The sequence below is a fragment of the Sinorhizobium sp. CCBAU 05631 genome, assembly GCF_002288505.1.
GTDB lineage: Bacteria > Pseudomonadota > Alphaproteobacteria > Rhizobiales > Rhizobiaceae > Sinorhizobium > Sinorhizobium fredii_C.
In genome coordinates, this window is sequence record NZ_CP023064.1 from 913,820 (window position 1) to 933,487 (window position 19,668).

Annotated in this window: 14 protein-coding genes; 6 read left to right on the forward strand and 8 right to left on the reverse strand. The window is 63.7% G+C overall.

The genetic code is table 11. The annotated features are described in order from the left end of the window. Positions 1 to 46 precede the first annotated feature (46 nt). The 8 genes from SS05631_RS23785 to SS05631_RS23820 all read right to left on the reverse strand — a co-directional run bounded on the left by SS05631_RS23785 (position 47) and on the right by SS05631_RS23820 (position 8,677). Positions 47 to 1,075, reverse strand: coding sequence for a carbohydrate ABC transporter permease (locus SS05631_RS23785; RefSeq protein ID WP_037417068.1), 1,029 nt, complete (start codon positions 1,073 to 1,075; stop codon positions 47 to 49). Then, the gene (locus SS05631_RS23790) at positions 1,072 to 1,947 is read right to left on the reverse strand and encodes a sugar ABC transporter permease (RefSeq protein ID WP_095678078.1); all 876 of its coding nucleotides are present in this window, start codon (positions 1,945 to 1,947) and stop codon (positions 1,072 to 1,074) included. Before SS05631_RS23790 ends, SS05631_RS23785 begins: the two co-directional genes overlap by 4 nt. Continuing rightward, entirely contained in the window at positions 1,944 to 2,876 is a 933-nt protein-coding gene (rbsK, locus tag SS05631_RS23795; RefSeq protein ID WP_037417050.1) for a ribokinase, read from the reverse strand. The genes SS05631_RS23790 and rbsK overlap by 4 nt, the downstream gene beginning before the upstream one ends. 40 nt (positions 2,877 to 2,916) lie before the next feature. Further along, positions 2,917 to 3,372, reverse strand: coding sequence for an RbsD/FucU family protein (locus SS05631_RS23800; protein WP_037417048.1), 456 nt, complete (start codon positions 3,370 to 3,372; stop codon positions 2,917 to 2,919). Positions 3,373 to 3,505: 133 nt separating this feature from the next. Beyond that, positions 3,506 to 5,890: an aldehyde dehydrogenase family protein gene (locus SS05631_RS23805; RefSeq protein ID WP_037417045.1), complete on the reverse strand. Its 2,385-nt coding sequence runs from the start codon at positions 5,888 to 5,890 to the stop codon at positions 3,506 to 3,508. Between the two features lie 4 nt (positions 5,891 to 5,894). Further along, a complete protein-coding gene (deoC, locus tag SS05631_RS23810) occupies positions 5,895 to 6,908 on the reverse strand; it encodes a deoxyribose-phosphate aldolase (RefSeq protein ID WP_037417043.1) in 1,014 nt (337 codons plus the stop codon). Between the two features lie 147 nt (positions 6,909 to 7,055). Further along, positions 7,056 to 7,802, reverse strand: a complete 747-nt coding sequence (locus SS05631_RS23815; RefSeq protein ID WP_037417061.1) for a DeoR family transcriptional regulator — start codon at positions 7,800 to 7,802, stop codon at positions 7,056 to 7,058. A 164-nt stretch (positions 7,803 to 7,966) separates the two neighbouring features. After that, entirely contained in the window at positions 7,967 to 8,677 is a 711-nt protein-coding gene (locus tag SS05631_RS23820) for a GntR family transcriptional regulator (protein ID WP_037417041.1), read from the reverse strand. Positions 8,678 to 8,926: 249 nt separating this feature from the next. On the opposite strand from SS05631_RS23820, the gene SS05631_RS23825 reads away from it, so the two are divergent. The 6 genes from SS05631_RS23825 (at position 8,927) to SS05631_RS23850 (ending at position 19,581) form a co-directional block, all read left to right on the forward strand. After that, a complete protein-coding gene (locus SS05631_RS23825) occupies positions 8,927 to 10,015 on the forward strand; it encodes an ABC transporter ATP-binding protein (RefSeq protein WP_037417039.1) in 1,089 nt (362 codons plus the stop codon). A 77-nt stretch (positions 10,016 to 10,092) separates the two neighbouring features. Then, complete coding sequence (locus tag SS05631_RS23830; protein WP_037417037.1) at positions 10,093 to 11,382, forward strand: PotD/PotF family extracellular solute-binding protein; 1,290 nt, start codon at positions 10,093 to 10,095, stop codon at positions 11,380 to 11,382. Between the two features lie 191 nt (positions 11,383 to 11,573). Then, the gene (locus tag SS05631_RS23835; protein ID WP_050988216.1) at positions 11,574 to 12,455 is read left to right on the forward strand and encodes an ABC transporter permease; all 882 of its coding nucleotides are present in this window, start codon (positions 11,574 to 11,576) and stop codon (positions 12,453 to 12,455) included. Position 12,456: 1 nt separating this feature from the next. Beyond that, on the forward strand, positions 12,457 to 13,278 hold the full coding sequence (locus SS05631_RS23840; RefSeq protein WP_037417032.1) for an ABC transporter permease: 822 nt from the start codon (positions 12,457 to 12,459) through the stop codon (positions 13,276 to 13,278). Between the two features lie 5 nt (positions 13,279 to 13,283). Further along, a complete protein-coding gene (locus SS05631_RS23845; RefSeq protein ID WP_037417029.1) occupies positions 13,284 to 14,021 on the forward strand; it encodes an aspartate/glutamate racemase family protein in 738 nt (245 codons plus the stop codon). Positions 14,022 to 14,130: 109 nt separating this feature from the next. Next, positions 14,131 to 19,581, forward strand: coding sequence for an alpha-2-macroglobulin family protein (locus SS05631_RS23850; RefSeq protein WP_037417026.1), 5,451 nt, complete (start codon positions 14,131 to 14,133; stop codon positions 19,579 to 19,581). The last annotated feature ends 87 nt before the right edge of the window (positions 19,582 to 19,668 follow it).

The following is a 19,668-nucleotide window of genomic DNA, read 5'->3' on the forward strand; positions in this document are numbered from 1 at the left end:
TTTTCCTCCCTCTGAGTGAACCTTGCGAAGCTGGAGATGCGTGCGGTCACTTGATCGCTCCCAGAAGCAGGCCCGACCGCATGAGCCTGCTCAAGATCCCTGCCATGATCATCATCGGGATGATCGCCACGAGTGCTGCAGCGGATATGGACCACCATTCGTCGCCGCGCTGGCTGTTTTGTCCGGCGACCAGGATCGGCAGCGTCTGCCATTTCGAACTCGTCAGGAAGAGCGCGAAGAGGAACTCGTTCCAGACGAAGGCAAGCGTGATCATGAAGGTCGCGATGAGGCCGGGTTTCGACATCGGCAAGACGATGCCGAAGAAAATGCGCCAGGACGGCACGTTGTCTACCATGGCCGCCTCTTCCACCTCGATCGGAAGCGCTTCGAAGAAATCCCGCATCAGCCAGATGACGATCGGCAGCGAGAAGGCGATATAGGCAAACGTCAGGCCGATATAGCTGTCGACGAGCTTGAAGCCGAGCTTTCCGACTTCCGTATACATGAGATAGAGCGCGAAGGCGGCGACGATCGGCGGAAACATACGCTGGCTTACGAACCAGAAGACGATGTCGTTGTTGCCAAGTTCCGGCCCCGGCAGACGAAAGCGGCTGGAGATCACCGCGAGCGCGAGCGCGGCGATGAAGGAATAGATGAGCGAAATCCCTTGGCCGAAACCGAGCACGTTCCGCCCGAGCAGAAAGCCGCCGAAGGCGACCACCACGAAGATGAGGGCGGAGAGCAGCCGAAATCGAAAGGTGAACCGCACGAGCGCGTAGGCCGCCATGGCGCCGATGAAGGTTGCAAGCACCGCAGCCGACAGGCTGACGATCAGCGAGGCGATGAAGGTGTTGTAAAAGGCGCCGCGCTCGCCGGAGAGCAGTTCGTTCCAGGCCGTCAGCACCGGCTCGAAATCGACGAACGGCAGATAGGTCGGCCCGCCAACAACGGCAATCGGCGTCTTGAACGAGGTGATCGCCACCCAATAGAGTGGAAACAAGGTGAAGGCGAGCCAGACCAGGCAGCCGCCGAGCGCCAGCCAACGCCGCTTTCCCTGAAGGGTGCGCACGCTCATTTGTGCTTCTCCAGATAGGGCTTCAGCACGGCCAGGTAGACGAGGCCGATCACCGTGATGAAGATCAGGAAGAGGAAGGACAGAGCTGATGTGTAACCGAGATTGAACTTCTTGAACCCCTCCTGATAGGCGAACAGCGTCAATGTCTCTGTCGAGACGCCCGGTCCGCCGCCGGTCATCACGAAGACCGTGTCCATGATCTTGTAGCTTTCTATGAGGCGAATGAAGACGACGGCCGTCGAGATCGGCAGCAGCATCGGAAAGGTGATGTCGCGGAACTGCTGCCAAGGCGTGGCGTTCTCCAGCGCCGCGGCCTCGTAGACGTCGTCCGGCAAGGTTTGCAGCCCGGCCAGCAACATCAGGATGACGAACGGCGTCCATTGCCAGACCTCGACGACGATGATCGAGCCGAGCGCCCAGGCCGTCCGCGTCAGAAATGGGAGGTTCGGAAAGCCGAAGAGCGTCATGAACTCGTTCAGCGGCCCCATCGTCGGGTTGAGGATCTGGCGCGCGACGAGCGCCACGGCGACCGGGGCCACAAGCATCGGCAGCAGGAAGCCGACGCGGAATATCCCCTCGCCCGGCACGCGGGAATTCAGCGCCAGCGCCACGGAAAGGCCGATCACATATTGCAGCCCGACGGAAAGGAAGGCGATCAGCGTCGTCGTGCCGGCAACATGCCAGAAGCGCGGATTGGAAAGCAGGTCGGCATAGTTGCCGAAGCCGACGAAACGGGCCGGCATCGGCGGCACCAGCCGCATGCTCATGAAACTCGTCGTCAGCGAATAGACGAGCGGAAAAATCGAGATCAACAGAACGATGATCAGGGCCGGCCAGATGAAGAAATGCTTGATCGGGTCGTTGCGCGTCATGCCGCCGCTCCGCGCGCCAGCAGCGCCTCGATCTCCTCGAGCTTCGGCATCGCCGGGGCCGTTCCGCGGCGCGTGACCGCAATGCCGGCCGTCGCGCAACCGAACCGTACCGCCTCGACCGGCAAGACCCCGCGTGCCAGAGCCGCGGAAAAGCCGCCTACGAATGCGTCCCCTGCGCCGGTGGTGTCGATCACCGGACCGCTGGCGACCGCCGGCACGAGCACCGACTGACCGTCGGCATGGTAGAGCACGCCACGCTCGCCGAGCGTGATCAGCGCCGTTTTCGCCCCCTTCTTCAGCAGCACATCGCCGGCGCGGCGGGCATCGTCAGGCGTCGGCAGCGCGAAGCCGACAAGTGCCGCCGCTTCCGTTTCGTTCGGTACGATGTAGTCGCAGAGCGGATAGATGCTTTCAGGAAAAGGCTCGGCCGGCGCCGGGTTGAACACCGTCGTGACGCCCGCGGTATGGGCAATTTTGAGCGCTCTTTCTGCAGCCGCCGCCGGTTGTTCCAGCTGGGTGACGAAGACGCGCGAATTCTCGATCGTGCCACGCGCCGCTTCCACATCTTCGATGCCGATCGAGCCGGCGGCGCCGGGATAGACGATGATGGCGTTCTCACCGTTCTCGTCATTGACATAGATGAAGGCGGCGCCAGTTGGCAGATCATCCATCTGCAGGACCTTCGGCGTCACGCCTGCCTCGGCATAGGTCTTCAGCGCCATCTCGCCGAAAGTATCGCGCCCGAGCCTCGAAATGAACGAGACCTGACTGCCGGCCCGCGCCGCCGCCACCGCCTGGTTCGAGCCCTTGCCGCCCGGACCGACGGAGAAGCCGCTGCCGGTGATCGTCTCGCCGAGCCGGGGCATGCGCGACGCCAGATAGGCCGTGTCGGCCACGAAGATCCCGAGGATCGAAACACCCGTCTTCATGCGTAGCCTCCTCTCTCAAAAAAGCTGCCGACCGGGTGTTTCAGGCTGTTTCCGGCGGAATAACCCCCTTGGTGATGAGGAAGCAGCCGTAGAACCGCGTCTCGCCGGTGGTGATGACGCAGTAGGCCTTCTTTGCTTCCTCGTAGAAGGCAAAGCGCTCGATGCCGTACATCGGCGTCGGCTTACCCTCGGCGCGATCGATCTCGGCCTGAACTTCGCGCTGCACGGCGGGGATCTCCTCTGGCGCGCCCATCACTTCCATGCGGCCGACCGAAGGCTGCAGCGGCGTGTCGAGCGGCAGCACGGAGAGCACTGCCCTCACCGCGCGGGCGGCCGAAACATTGTCGATATGGAGCAATTTGCCGAGCGTCGTCTGCCGGGCGATGGCATCCGAGGGGAAATTGGTATCGGAAATCACCAGCGTGTCGGCGTGCCCCATCGATCGGAGCGCGTGCAGCACGTCCGCATTGAGCGCCGGGTCGATATTCTTGAGCATGTCGGTCCTCCTCCAAACCATTAATTAGACTGCCGCGCCGCGGCATGGCGCCGCTGGCGGTCTGATCACATATGCAAATGCCTTGTACACACCGCCGGTCGGCCTCCTCCGCCAGGTGGCATGCGCGGACCCTCTACTCGCCGTAGGGGATCCAGATGTTCTTGACGTCGACGGCGCGGCGCAGGAAGGCCGGCCCTTCGGCAGCCGAACGGTCCAGCCAGTCGATCGCCTTGCCGTAATCGACGAAGGTGCGCTTGAGATTGCCGATCGAGAGCCTCTCGACAAGGGTCGATAGCTCCGGCGAACCGAAAGCCCAGAGCGCGTCGACGTCGTTGTGGCCGGCCAGCGTCTTGGCCAACTCCGTCGCCGAACCGGTGACGATGTTGACGACGCCGGCCGGAACGTCGGACGTCTCCAGCACCGAATAGAAATCCGTCGCGGCGAGCGGATGCGGCTCGCTGGGAACGGCGACCACCCGATTGCCGACAGCGATCAGCGGCGCGACGAGACTGACGAAACCGAGCAGCGGCGCCTCCGGCGGGCAGATCACCCCGACGACGCCCTGCGGCTCGGGCATGGCGAGCGCGACGCCACGCAGAGGCGGCAGGTGGACGACGCCCTCATACTTGTCGGCCCAGGCGCCATAGCTGAAGAGACGGGCGATCGCGGCCTCCACCTCAGCCTTCGCATTCGCCGCCGACGCGCCGGTCATGGCGACGATGCGGTCGGCAAATTCCGCCGCCCGGCCGCTCAGATTCTCGGCGATGTAATAGAGGATCTGGGCGCGGTTGTGCGTCGTCGCCGAAGACCAGGCTGAGGCCGATTGTGCCGCGACGACGGCGTTGCGGATATCCTTGCGATTGCCCTCGCCGACTTCGCCGATGACCTTGCCCTTCGGCGTCAGGATCGCGCGAGAATAGTTGCCATCCGGCCGCGCCTGCTTGCCGCCGATGAAGAGCTTGGCGGTGCGGTCGAGCTGCGGCATAGCGAAATCGCCGGCGGCGGCCTTGAGGACCGGCGCCGCGATTTCCGTGCGGAGCTTCCGGCCGAGCCAGGCTCTGGGCTTCAGATATTCGTAGCACCCTTCCTTGCCGCCTTCCCGGCCGAAGCCGGATTCGCGCTTTCCGCCGAAGCCGCTGGAAGCGTCGAAGAGATTGGTGGCATTGACCCAGACGACGCCGGCGGCAAGCTTGGCGGCGACATGCAGGGCGAGCCCGATCGTCTCGCTCCAGACGCTGGCAGCAAGGCCGTAACGGCTGTGATTGGCAAGCTGTACCGCCTCTTCCGGCGTGCGGAACGTCATCGAAACGGCGACCGGGCCGAAGATTTCCTCCGTGGCGACGACGGAGGTCGGTTGCACCGCCGTCAGCAGCGTCGGCGGGTAGAAACTGCCGCCCTTGGGGAGTTCGATCTGAGGCTGGTACAGCGCCGCCCCTTCGGAGACACCCTGGCTGACGAGGTTTTCGATCCGCTGCAACTGCACCGGCGCGACGATCGCCGCCATGTCGATCGCCTTTTCGAGCGGATGGCCGACCCTAAGCGTCCCCATGCGCCGCTTCAGCCTTTCGTGAAACAGCGGCGCCGCGCCCTCCTGGACGAGCACCCGCGAGCCGGCGCAGCAAACCTGGCCCTGATTGAACCAGATTGCGTCCACCACGCCTTCCACCGCCGCGTCGATATCGGCGTCGTCGAAGACGATGAAGGGCGACTTGCCGCCGAGCTCCAGCGTCAGCGACTTGCCGGAACCGGAGGTTTTTTCGCGAATCAGGCGGCCGACCTCGGTCGAGCCGGTGAAGGCGATCTTGTCGATGTCGTCGTGCTCGACGATCAGCGCACCCGTCTCTCCCTCGCCGGTGACCACGTTCAGGACGCCCGGCGGCAGGCCGGCAGCAGAGGCAAGCTCGGCGAAAAGCAGCGCCGTCAGCGGCGTGAACTCCGCTGGCTTCAGAATGACCGTGTTGCCGAGCGCCAACGCCGGCGCCACTTTCCAGGCGAGCATCAGGAAGGGAAAGTTCCAGGGGATGACCTGGCCGACGACGCCGACCGGCACCTGATCGGCAAATTCCATTTCCTGGAGCTGCGCCCAGCCGGCGTGATGATAGAAGTGGCGGGCGGCAAGCGGAATGTCGATATCGCGCGTTTCGCGGATGGGCTTGCCGTTGTCGAGCGCTTCGACCACGGCGATCAGCCGGGCGTGACGCTGGATCGTCCGCGCCAGCGCATAGAGATGCCGGGCCCGGGCGTGGCCGGAGAGCTTCGCCCAGGGGCCTTGCGCCTTGCGGGCTGCCGCCACGGCGGCGTTGACGTCCTCGCGGCCGCCGAGCGCGATCTTCGCCAGCAGCGCACCCGTCGCCGGCTCGAAGCTGTCGAGCGTCTTGCCTGATGCGGACACGACGAAGCCGCCGTTGATGAAATGGCCGAACGCGCCCTTGTGGCGGGCGAGCCAGGCCCGGGCTTCGCTATCGCCTTCGGGTGCGGGGCCGTATGACATCTCGTCGAAAAACCTGGCGACGCTCATCGGATTATCCTATCGGGTGTCTGTTGAGGGCCGAGTAGGCGCCGCTGACATGGTGTTCGAGCTGGCGCTCGATGTCCGCCAGGAGGCTCGATGCCCCGACGCGGAAGAGGTCCGGCTCCAGCCATTCGCGGCCGAGCTCCTCCTTCATGAGGAACTGGTAGTTCAGGACGTCCTTCGCCGCCGAGATGCCGCCGGCCGGCTTGTAACCGACCTTCGTGCCCGTCCGCTCCTGATAGGCGCGGATCATCCTCAGCATGACGAGGGTCACGAGCAGCGTCGCGTTAACACCCTCCTTGCCGGTCGAGGTCTTGATGAAATCGGCCCCGGCCATCATGCAGACGAGCGAGGCGCGGGCGACGTTGCGCAACGTCTTGAGGTCGCCGGTCGCCAGGATCGCCTTGACATGCGCATCGCCGCAGGCGTCGCGGAAATCGCGCATCTCATCATAGAGCGCCTGCCAGTTGCCGGTCAGCACATGCTCGCGGGTGATGACGATGTCGATTTCCCTGGCGCCGTCAGCAACGGATGCTTCGATTTCCTTGAGCTTGACGTCATGCGGCACGAGACCGGCCGGAAAGCCGGTGGAAACCGCGGCAACCGGGATTCCGCTGCCCTCGAGCGCCTCGACCGCCGTCGACACGAAGCGGTGATAAACGCAGACCGCGCCGGTCGTGATGTCGCGATCGCCCATGCCGAGCGCATCGAGAAGATCCTGGCGCACCGGCTGGCGCGCCTTGGCGCAGAGACGCTTGACGCGCTCCGTCGTATCGTCGCCATTGAGGGTCGTCAGATCGATGCAGGTGACCGCCTTCAAGAGCCAGGCAGCCTGCGCATCCTTTTTCACGGTCCGGCGACCCGGCAGCGTCGCGACACGACGCTCGGCGGCTGAAAGATTGACACGCTGGTCGAGCACCCAGGAAAGATCGAGATCGACACCGTCGTTGCGGGGCCAGTTATGACCGGCGCCGGCGGGCTCGGCAGCACCGGCCGGCACCCTCTTCACAGCAAGGTCTTCCAAGCGATTACTCCTCGTATCTCCCTGCCGGACCAGGCCCCTGCGGGTCAACCGCCGACTTGTTATTTTTTTATCTACTTTTTGTTATCATTTCATCAGGCTTGATGAGTGTCAAGCGATGACGCGGTCGAAGCGGCGAGACTATCACATTTATCCCGTCGGCGCCTCACGCACCGCAAGCGCCGCCTCTCCGTCTTCCGTGATCACCGCCCGGAATGTGGTGAGCGGCGCAAAGAAGGCGGGCTTCAGCCTGCCGATCTTGCTCTTGTCCACCACGAGGTAATTCTCTCGCGCGAGTGAAATCACCTTCTGCTTTACCGGCACTTCATGAAAATGAACGCATGTCGCGCCACGGCTGGGGTCGACGCCGGCCGCCGAGAGGAAGGCTACATTGATGCCGAGGTGATTGAGCGTCTCGAGCCCGGAATTGCCCGAGAAAGAAGCCGAGGACGGGTGGTAAACGCCGCCGAGCATGACGATCCGGACATTGGGCCTGCGGGTCAGGCGATCGGCCACATTCAGAGAATAACACACCGCCGTAATTGAATAATTTTCCGGGATGAGATCGACGAGATACTCAAGCGTCGTGCCGCAATCGATGAAGATCGTCTCGTCGGGACGGATGTGCTGGGCGGCATGGACGCAGGCTTCCCGCTTCGCCGCCGCGTGACTGTCGGCCGCACGCGCGAGATCGTAAGGCGCCTCAGCCTCGATATCGGCGGCCGGAACGATATGCCCGCCGAGATATCCGAAGAGGCCGGGGTTGTTGGCGACGTCGCGCCGAATGGTCATTTCGGAGACGCCCAGCAAGGCGGCTGCATCTTTCAGATGCAGAACGCGCCGCGCCGATAGGGCATTTGTCAAAGCGACAATCCGTGTTGTCTTGCGATTGGCCATTTCCATCCGGAGTCCGCGCCCTGGGCAGGCTTAAACCAGGGGCGCGACGAGCTGCAGCCTAACAATCTTTGTTAGAAATATCACAAATGTAAACGTCACCGCAAGTGCGCTGTGCGTTGTCGTCCGGCGCAATACAATCTGGATAGGAAGCGCCGTTGCGACACTCACAAATGAAAAGCGTCGCGCAAACCTCCGGCGTTTTTCGTCGGCCGAAGGTCGAGATCCGCCTCGATATGATCGATATGCTGCAGCATCAGCGCGCAGGCAGCTTCGACATTCTTCTTTTCCAGTGCATCAACGATATGCTGGTGTTCATTGTGGCCGCAGCTTGAGATCACCGATTGCCCATAAAGCGCGATCACGAGCGAGGAGCGCGCAACGAGCTCATCCATGAAGCGCTTGAGAATGGCATTGCCGCTCATGGCGGCGACCGCCAGGTGAAAATCGCCGGAAGCCTTGATCTCGGCGCGGCGGGCAGGTGCGCCGCGCTGATTCATCAACCGCTGCTCTTCCGCAAGCAGCTTTCTGAGTTCCTTGACCTCAGCCTTGCCGATATGGGGCGCTGCCTCGCGGAGTATGACCGGTTCCAACAGCCGGCGGGTCGCGAATATCTGCTGAGCCTCGATCACGGAAGGAAAGGCGACGAAGGCGCCGCGATTCTTCTCGACACTGACGAGCCCCTCATAAGAAAGGGCCTGAAGGGCGGCGCGAACCAGCGTCCGGCTGACATTGAAGAGGCTGCCGACGTCGGTCTCGGAGAGCTTCGTTCCGGGCGCGAGGCGCCGCTCGACGATCGCATCGCGGATCGCGTCGCGGATCTGCTGGGCGCCGGTGTCCATGGCGCTTCCCGCCGGGCTTAGATTGACTGACGTCATGAGGCAGGGAATCCGAACGATGCCGTTACAGTGGATACAGCGGAAGTTAACCGCTTGTTGCCGTCAATCAAAGCTCAATATTGTATACAATGATAGGCAGTCTTTGAGCACGAACGCCCACAAAATGTGCATCCAACATGGCCCGCCGGCTGCCCAGTTTGGCGACGTACGAAAACATAGCCGCGGATTCAGGCCTTTAGCAAACTGGCACGCTTGATGCTTCTTCTCAGCTGCAAGGAGAAAGCGGGCATGTCCAAAGCAGCAGAGATCGATATCGCTTCCGTTTCCAAGGTCTATGGCGCGACGACCGCCGTCCATGCCATCAGCCTGAAGATTCCGGCGGGCAGCTACTGCTGCCTGCTCGGCCCCTCCGGATGCGGCAAGACCTCGACGCTGCGCATGATCGCCGGCCATGAACGCATTTCCTCCGGCGATATCCGCCTCGGCAGCATCGTGGTCACCGACTTTCCGCCAGCAAAGCGCGGCACGGCGATGATGTTTCAGTCCTATGCGCTGTTTCCCCATCTCGATCTCGTCGACAACGTCGCCTTCAGCCTGAAGATGAAGGGTGTCGAGAGGGAAGAGCGCCGCGCCAAGGCGCTCGAAGTGCTGCGATTGATGCAGATGGAGGCCTATGCGACGCGCCGGCCGGCGCAGCTTTCCGGAGGCCAGCAGCAGCGTGTGGCCCTCGCCCGGGCGCTGATCACCGACCCCGAAGCGCTGCTGCTCGATGAACCGCTTTCCGCACTCGATCCATTCCTGAAGATCCGGATGCGGGCGGAACTCAAGAAACTGCAGAAGACGCTCGGCATCACTTTCGTCCATGTGACGCACAGCCAGGAAGAGGCGATGGCGCTCGCCGACCTGATCGTCATCATGAACGACGGCCGCATCGAGCAGGCGGCAGCCCCGCGAACCGTGTTCGAAAAGCCGGCGACGGCCTTCGTCGCCCGTTTCATGGGCGACCACAATGTTCTTTCCGGCCGCGTGACCGCGATCGGCCGCGGTGTCGTTACCCTGACGGTGCCGGAAGGCCAGACCTTTTCCGTCCGCGACGTCGCCCAGGAGGTCGGCAAGCCGATCGACATCGGCATCCGCACGGACCGCGTGCGCCTCGAACCCGCATCGGACAAATCACTCGGCTTCCAGGGTGTCGTCTCGAATGTCGAATATCGCGGTGCCTCGGTGAAGATCACCGTTATCGGCGCCGGCAGCGACGAATTCACCCTCGTCGTTGCCGATACCGAGTACTTCAGCAAGCCCCTGTCGGCCGGCGACGCGGTGTCCCTGAGCTGGGCCCTTGAGGACGTGATCCCTCTCGGCCGCCTCGCAGCCTGATGCGGGCCGAAATGCGACGATCGACCCGATCCCACAAAAACCATCAATCAAGCACCACGAAAAAGGGGAACGACAGCATGACTAGTGAAACGAAGACTGATAAGGGAATATCCCGGCGCACCCTCCTGAAGACAGGCGCCGCCGCGGTCGGCGCCATCGCCGGTTCCGGCGCCATCACCGGCTTCCCGACGATCTGGGCGCAGAACCCTATCACGCTGCGCCAGTTCGGCACCGGCGTTTCGAACATCAATGCGATCGCCGAGAAGTGCAAGGAAGATCTCGGCATCACCCTCGAGATGACAGCGACCGATTCCGATGCCGCCGCCCAGCGCGCCGTCACTCAGCCGGATTCCTACGACATCGCCGACATCGAATATTGGATCGCCAAGAAGGTCTTCCCGACGGGCGTCATGCAGCCGATGGATGTGTCGAAGATCAAATACTACGACAAGATCGTGCCGCTCTTCATCAACGGCAAGCTCAAGCCGGAGAGCGTCGTCGCCCAGGGCACCGCGCCGCACACCGTCGGCTTCGTCGAGGCGCAAGACTCCAAGAGCTTCGCCAAAGAGCCGACACAGTGGATGACGCTCATCCCGACGATCTACAATGCCGACACGCTCGGCATTCGCCCGGACCTCGTCGGACGCGAGATCACCACCTGGGCCGACATCATGGACCCGGCCTTCAAGGGCAAGTCGGCGATCCTCAACATTCCGTCGATCGGCATCATGGACGCGGCGATGATCATGGAGGCGATGGGCAACATCAAATACGCCGACAAGGGCAACATGACCACGGACGAGATCGACCAGACGATCGATTTCCTCATCAAGGCGAAGCAGGACGGCCAGTTCCGCGCCTTCTGGAAATCCTTCGACGAGAGCGTCAACCTCATGGCCTCCGGCGAGGTCGTCATCCAGTCCATGTGGTCGCCTGCGGTCGCCGCCGTCCGCTCCAAGGGCATCGCCTGCAAGTACCAGCCGCTGAAGGAAGGCTATCGCGCCTGGGGCGGCGGCCTCGGGCTCGCGGCGCATCTTCAGGGCGCACAGCTCGATGCCGCTTACGAATACATCAACTGGTATCTCTCCGGCTGGGTCGGCGCCTACCTCAACCGCCAAGGCTACTACTCCGCCGCCTTGGAAACGGCGAAGGCCCACATGTCCGAGGACGAATGGGGCTTCTGGGTCGAGGGCAAGCCGGCCAAGGGCGACATCCTCTCGCCGGAGGGCAAGGTCATGGAAAAGGCCGGGGCAGTGCGCGACGGCGGCTCCTTCGAGGAACGGATGGGCAAGGTCGCCTGCTGGAACTCGGTGATGGACGAGGACCGCTACATGGTGCGCCGCTGGAACGAGTTCATCGCGGCTTGAGCGAGAGGTTTTGCGCTCTCCCTGGTTTAACTAACCCTCTCCCCGCTCGCGGTGAGAGGGAACCGAGACGTCGCCGCAAGCTCCCTTCTCCCTGCTTGCGGGGAGAGGGTGCCGGCAGGCGGATGAGGGGCTGCCAAAGCTGTATGTATTCGGAAGGATAAATAATGACGGCAGTCGCAACCTCAGGAGAAATGAAAGCCGACAAGGCACGCCGCGGCCTTGCCGCGCCGTCCTGGCTGATCGCCTATCTCCAGGTAGCGCCCCTTCTCCTCATCCTCGGCTTTTTCTTCATCCTGCCGATCCTGATGATCATCGTCGTCAGCTTCTGGGATTACGACTTCGCCGGCCTTTATCCCGACTTCCTGACGATGAACTATACCGACACTCTCGGCTCCTGGGTCACCTGGAAGACCTATCTCAACACGCTGAAATTCACCGCCATCACCTGGGCGCTGACGCTATTCATCGGCTTCTGGGTCGCCTACTTCCTTGCCTTCCATGTCCGCACGGCGACGATGCAGATGGTGCTCTTCCTCGTCTGCACCGTACCGTTCCTCACCTCGAACATCATCCGGATGATCTCCTGGATACCGGTCCTCGGCCGCAACGGCCTCGTCAACTCCACCCTGACCAAGCTTGGCCTCGTGGCGAAGCCGATCGAATGGCTGCTCTATTCCGATTTCGCCGTGGTCCTCGCCCTGGTGCATCTCAACACGCTGTTTATGGTGACGCCGATCTTCAACACGCTGATGCGCATCGATCGTTCGCTTATCGAAGCGGCGCGCGACTGCGGCGCGAGCGGCTGGCAGGTGCTCTGGAACGTCGTCCTGCCGCTTGCCAAGCCCGGCATGGCGATCGGCTCGATCTTTGTCGTCACGCTAGTCATGGCCGATTTCTCGACGGTTCAGGTGATGTCCGGCGGGCAGAGTGCATCAGTCGCGCTGATGATGAAGAACCAGATGTCGCTGCTGCAATATCCGGCGGCGGCCGCCAATGCGGTCGTGCTGCTCATCGTGGTGCTGCTGATGGTTGCGGCGATCCTCAGGGTCGTCGATATCCGCAAGGAGCTCTGACATGAAGAACGAGAGACGCGGCAAGGAATTCTACCTGCTCGCAGCCTTCTTCGCGCTGTTCGTGCTGTTTCTCTACGGGCCGCTTTCGGCCGTCCTGATCCTCTCTTTCCAGGGGCCGGACGGCGGCCTCACCTTCCCATTGAACGGCGTCTCGCTTCACTGGTTCTACAATCTCTTCGAAAAGCAGGCCGTCGGCGATTTCGGCGCCTCGTTCCGCCGCTCTTTCACGCTCGGGCTGATGGTCATGGTGGTGAACGTCGCTGTCGCGCTGCTTGCGGGGCTTGCCTTCCGCCACCGCTTCCGCGGCTCGACCGCCCTGTTCTACATGACCGTCGCAAGCCTGGTCGTACCGTCGATCATTATCTCGCTCGGCATCGGCGTCGTCTTCCAGCAATTCGGCCTGAAACCTGCCTGGTATTCCTCGGGCTTCGGCGCGCATCTCACTTGGGCGCTTCCCTTCGGCGTGCTTATCATGTTCGCCGTCTTCAACCGCTTCTCGCCGGCCTATGAGGAGGCCGCCCGCGACCTCGGCGCGACCTCCTGGCAGACCTTCCGCCACGTCGTGTTGCCGATGATCGCTCCGAGTCTGATCGGCGTTGGCCTGTTCGGCTTCACGCTCTCCTATGACGAGTTCGCCCGCACGCTGATGACCTCCGGCACCTACAACACCCTGCCGCTGGAAATCTACGGCATGACCACCAACGTTACGACGCCGGTGCTCTATGCGCTTGGCACCGTCACGACGCTCTTCTCCTTCACCATCATTCTCGCAGCGCTCGCCATTATCCTCGTGCTTCGGCGCCGCCACGCAAGGTTAAGCTGACGTCCATGCGCATTCTACTCGTCAATCCCAACACGACCGTCTCAATGACCGAAAAGGCGGCGGCCGCCGCACGGGCGGTGGCGGCGCACGGCACCGAAGTCATCGCTGCCACGTCAAGGAGCGGGCCGGCCTCGATCGAAGGGCACTACGATGGAGCGATCGCCGTCCCCGGCGTGCTCATGGAAATACGCGAAGGAGAGGCGGCGGGAGCAAACGCCGCGATCATCGCCTGCTTCGACGATACCGGGCTTGAAGCCGCCCGAGCCCTCGCCGGGATCCCGGTGCTCGGTCTTTGCGAATCCGCGGTGATCACCGCCGCACTTGTTGCCCAGCGCTTCGCCGTGGTCACGACGCTCGAGCGTTCCCGCGTCCTCATCGAAAACCTTGTGCGCCGCTACGGCATGGGCGACCGGGCGAAGGTCCTTGCCGCCGACATTCCGGTCCTCGCGCTTGAAGACAAGGCGTCGAGCGCTTCCGACAAGCTTAGGCGGCGGATCGAACGGGCGCTAGACGACGGCGGCGCCGAGGCGATCGTCCTCGGCTGTGCCGGCATGGCCGACCTCGCGCAATCGCTGCAGCGCGAATACGACATTCCGGTCATCGACGGCGTCTCGGCGGCGGTCAAGCAGGCCGAAGCGCTCGTCGCACAGGGACTCGTGACCAGCAAGCGCGGCTCCTATGCCTCGCCCCTCGCGAAGGCTTATACCGGGGCGATGGAGGCCTTTGCGCCGGCTCGCAGCTGACCCGTGCCGACGAATCCCTATGGTTGCAAAGCTGGTTGTTGACAACGCTCTTCGAAGGTTGAAAGAGTGGTGCTCACTCGAAGCGGGCAGCGTTGGGAGGACTTTGTCGATGCGCGCGTTTCTCGGCCTTACCACCCTTCTCTTCGCGCTTCTTTCCCTCGGCACTCCGGCCGCGGCCGCCGAAGCCGACCGCAAGGTCGAGGTGACCGGCGACGCCGATTATTTCGGCTTCGATCTACGGACCGAGCAGAATGTCTCGCTCGACGAGTGCCAGGCACGCTGCATCGCCGACCGCGCCTGCAGGGCCTTCACCTACAATCCCAAGGTGAAGTGGTGTTTTCTCAAGTCCGACTTCAACCAGCTGAACACGTTCAAGGGTGCCATCGCCGGCAAGGTCGTCGAGACCGCCGCGGGCGAACCGGATCTCGGCGCCCCGCCACGACTGCCCTTCGTGTCGGACGACCTCCTGCAGCAGGCGCGCGACGTCAAGGCCGGGCTCGCCTTGGCAGACGATCAACTGGGCTTCGGCGTCAACGGGTTGATCGAAGCGGGCCGCAACGAGTTGACAGCCGGCAATTTCGTCGCGGCGCTCAAGGCTTTCCGCGGCGCGCTGGCGATCACCCCGGAGAAAGGGGACTTGTGGCTGGAGACCGCCAGAACAGCCAACCGCTTCAGCGGCGGCACGGATCTAGCAAGCGAGGCCGCCCTTGCAGCGCTCAACGGCTACCAGCTGACGAGGACCGCCCAGAGCCGCGCCGATGCGCTGGCCATCCTCGCCCAGGCGCTCGACAACCTGCAGAATTACCGAGCCGCGCTCCAGGCCTACAAGGCGAGCCTCGACCTCGTGCAGGCCAAGACGGTCGAGACGGCTTATCTCGACCTCAAGGAGCGCCAGGGCTTCCGCGTCACCGGCCACACGGTCGATGCGGATGGCGCAAGCCCGCGCGCCTGCGTGCAATTCTCCGAACAGCTGCTGAAGAACGGCCCCGACTACGCCTCCTTCGTGACGCTCGACGGCGTCGCCCCGAAGGCGGTCGAGGCCAAGGGCAGCGAGATCTGCGTCGATGGGCTCAAGCACGGCCAGCGCTACAAGCTGGCCTTGAGGCCGGGACTGCCATCGTCTGTAGACGAAGTCATCGAGACGCCGGTCAGCCTCGACATCTATGTCAAGGACCGCGCGCCGATGGTGCGCTTCACCGGCGACAGTTTCGTGCTTCCTTCGACGGCGCGGCGCGGCATCCCGATCGTCTCGGTGAACTCGGAAAGCGCCAACCTCAAGCTCTATCGCGTCGGCGACCGCAGCATCTCGTCGTTGCTGACAAGCTCTCAGTTCCTTACCCAGCTCGACGGCTATAGTGCCGAGCGCATCGAGACCGAGAGCGGAGAGCTCGTCTGGCAAGGCAGCATCGACATCAAGACCGACCTCAACAAGGAAGTGGTGACGAGCTTCCCGGTCGATGAGGCGCTGCCGAAGCGCAAACCCGGCGTCTATGTGCTGACGGCGGCTTCCGCGACTGCGCTCAGCCAGGACTGGGACGCGCGCGCCACGCAATGGTTCGTCGTTTCCGATATCGGCATCTCGACCTATGCCGGAACCGACGGGCTCACCGTCTTTGCGCGCTCGCTCGCAAGCGCCAAGCCGCTTGCCGAGGTCGAACTGCAGCTGGTCGCCAAGAACAATGAAGTGCTGGGCACCGCCACGACCGATGCGGAAGGCAGAGCGATCTTCGCCGCCGGCCTGATCCGCGGCACGGCGAGCATGGTGCCCGCCGTCATCACGGCCAGGAAAGGCGAGGATGATTACGTCTTTCTCGATATGACGCGCGCCGGCTTCGACCTTTCCGACCGCGGCGTCACCGGCCGTGCCGCACCCGGCGCGATCGACATCTACGCCTGGACGGAACGCGGCATCTACCGCACCGGCGAGACGGTGCATGCCGCAGCGCTTGCCCGAGACATCAACGGTCAGGCGATCGAAAACCTGCCGCTCACTTTCGTCTTCCTGCGCCCGGACGGGGTGGAGGATCGGCGGATCGTCAGCAATGGCGGCAAACTCGGCGGCCATACACTCGATCTGCCGATCCAGGAAAATGCCATGCGCGGCACCTGGACGATGCAGATCTTCACCGATCCGAAGGGCTCGGCGATCGGCGAGAAGCAGTTCCTCGTCGACGATTTCGTGCCGGACCGCACCGAGTTCGACCTGGCGAGCGATGCGAAGGCGATCGAAGTCGGCACGCCGATCGAGGTCGCCGTCGAGGGGCGCTTCCTCTATGGCGCACCGGCTGCGGGCCTGACACTGGAAGGCGAAGTGACGGTCAGGCCGACGCGTGAGAACGAAGCCTTCAAGGGCTATGTCTTCGGGCTCGCCGACGAGGAGGCGAGCGAAGACAACCGCGTGCCGCTCGAAGGGCTCGAACCGCTCGACCAGGATGGGAAGGCCGTCATTGCCCTCGATCTCGGCGAGGTGCCGGCGACGACGCAGCTGCTCAACGCCACGGTCACGGTTCGCATGCGCGAAGGCGGCGGCAGGGCCGTCGAGCGCGCCCTGACGCTGCCGGTCAAGCCGGACGGTCCGATGATCGGCATCAAGCCCGAATTTTCCGGCGAGCTCGCCGAGAATTCGGTCGGCAAATTCCATGTCATCGCCATCGACGCGAACGGCGCCAAGGTCGCGATGCCCGGCCTCTCCTGGAAGCTGATCAGCGTCGAGCGGAACTATCAATGGTATCGCGACGGCAGCGCCTGGAAATACGAGCCGGTCATCTCCACGAAGCAGGTGGCAAACGGCACGGTCGACGTGACCGAGAACGGCGCCGAGATCGCCGTGCCGGTCGGCTGGGGCCGTTATCGTCTGGAGATCGAGACCGCGGCGGCGGACGGCCCGACCTCCAGCGTCGAGTTCGACGCCGGCTGGTATGTCGAAGCCACGTCGACGGAAACCCCGGACGGGTTGGAGATCGCCCTCGACAAGGCAAACTACGCGATTGGCGAGACGGCGAAACTCAAGGTTTCGCCGCGTTTTGCCGGCGAATTGCTGGTGACCGTCGGCACCGAAAACCTGATCACGACGAAGACGGCGACGATCGCCGAGACGGGCGGTGAAGTGGAACTGCCGGTCACCGCCGAATGGGGCGCCGGGGGCTACGTGACGGCGACGCTTTATCGGCCCGGCGACGCTCAGGAAAGCCGCATGCCGATGCGGGCGATCGGCATCAAGTGGCTTGCAGTCGACCCGGCCGATCGCAAGCTTGCTGTGGGTCTCGACGCACCGGAGAGGACGCAGCCGCGCCAGCCGCTCGATATCAGTCTCCAGGTCCGCGGCGCGGGCGCCAACGAGGACGCTTACGTCACGGTTGCCGCCGTCGATGTCGGAATCCTGAACCTGACGCGCTACGAGGCGCCCGACCCGGACGGCTGGTATTTCGGCCAGCGACGGCTCGGCCTTGAAATCCGCGACCTCTACGGTCGCCTCATCGACGGCTCGCTCGGCGCCACAGGGCGACTGCGCACCGGCGGCGACGGCGGGCAGATGCCGCTGCAGGGCAGCCCGCCGACCGAAAAGTTGGTCGCCTTCTTCTCCGGGCCGGTGAAGCTCGACGCCGAAGGCACGGCGCATGTGCGCTTCGACATCCCGCAGTTCAACGGCACGGCCCGCGTCATGGCGGTCGCCTGGACGAAGTCCGGCGTCGGCCATGCGGTGAAGGACGTCGTCGTCCGCGACCCGATCGTCGTAACTGCCAGCCTGCCGAAGTTCCTGGCGCCCGGAGACCGGGCCGGCCTCAGGCTCGACATCGCCAACACGGACGGCCCGGCCGGTAACTATCAGTTGCAGGTGACGACCAACGGTCCGGCCACGGTCGAACAGATCGCTCCATCCCAGACCGTACAGCTCGGTGCCGGCGGCAAATCCACAGTGACGCTGCCGCTCACCGGCCAATATCCGGGCAACGGCCTTGTCACCGTCACCCTCTCGAACGCCGAGGGCCTGTCACTGGAGCAGGCGGTGAACATCCCGGTTCGCCCGGCCGCACTGCCGATCACGCAGCGCCAGGTCGTCAACATCGCCGCCGGCAGCAGCGTGACGGTCGACGATCAACTGCTGGCCGACAGTCTGCTGCAGGGCGCCTCGGTCAGCCTCAACGTGACCCGTTCGGCCGCCTTCGACGTTCCGGCGCTGCTGATGTCGCTCGACCGGTACCCCTATGGCTGTGCCGAACAGACGACGAGCCGCGCCTTGCCGCTGCTCTATCTCAGCGAACTCTCGAAACAATCTGGACTTGCGGAGGACGGCGAGGTGGCAAAGCGCGTGCAGGAGGCGATCTACCGCGTGCTTTCCTACCAGTCCTCCTCCGGCAGCTTCGGCCTCTGGAGCCCCGGTTCCGGCGATCTCTGGCTCGACGCCTATGTCACCGACTTCCTGACCCGTGCCCGCGAGCAGAAGTTCGACGTGCCGGAACAGGCGATGGTCCAGGCGCTCGAAAACCTGCAGAACGCGCTGAGCTACGAAACGAACGTCAAGGACCGCGGCAACGAGATCGCCTACGCGCTCTACGTGCTCGCCCGCAACCGCAAGGCCGCGATCAGCGACCTTCGCTACTATGCAGATACGTTGCTTGGCGATTTTCCGACGCCGCTTGCCAAGGCGCATATCGCCGCGGCACTCGCGCTCTACGGCGATGGCGGGCGATCGCAGGATATCTTCGCGGCGGCGGTCAACATGTCGACCGGCCTCGTCAATGTCAGTCTCGCCCGCTCCGACTACGGCTCGTCGCTGCGCGACGACGCGGCGGTGCTGGCGCTCGCAGCCGAAAGCCGGCCGGTGCCGCCGATCATTCCGGAGCTTTCAAAAATTGTCGCCCGGGAATGGGAGCAGGCCCGCTACACCAGCACCCAGGAACAGGCCTGGATGCTGCTCGCGGCGCGCGCCGTCCAGGGCGGCGACGAGGATATGAAGCTGGAGGTCAACGGCGCCCAGAGCACCGGCAGCTACGCTGCCCGGATAACCGGCGATGCGCTGATCGAGCACCCCGTCGTCATTCGCAACCACGGCACTGACGCCGTTTCCGCCGTGGTGACGACCGTTGCGGCACCCGCTCAGCCGCTCTCGGCCGGCGGCGAGGGCTTCACCATCGAGCGGACCTATTACACCCTCGACGGCGCCGAGGCGAATGTCAGTGAGGCGCGACAGAACGAACGCTACGTGGTCGTGCTCAAGGCAACGGAGAGCAACGACTGGCCGTCGCGCGTGCTGATCACCGACCTCCTGCCGGCCGGCTTCGAGATCGACAATCCGAGGCTTGTCGACAGTGCCCAACTCTCGAATTTCGAATGGATCGGCGAAGTTCAGGCCGCCCACACCGAGTTCCGCAGCGACCGCTTCGTCGCCGCCTTCGACCGGTCGAGCGGCGACAATCGCGAGATCACGCTTGCCTATGTCGTGCGCGCCGTGACCCCCGGTACGTACGACCATCCGGCCGCAAGCGTCGAGGACATGTACCGGCCACAGTTCTCGGCCCGGACGGCGACTGGGCGCATGGAGGTGCTGGCGGCACAGTAGAACGCGCGATGTCCATTTGGCGACAGTTCATTATCGGTGTGCCGGGGCGGTTTCTTGAGCGAATAGGATTGTGCCGCCAGGGCGTCG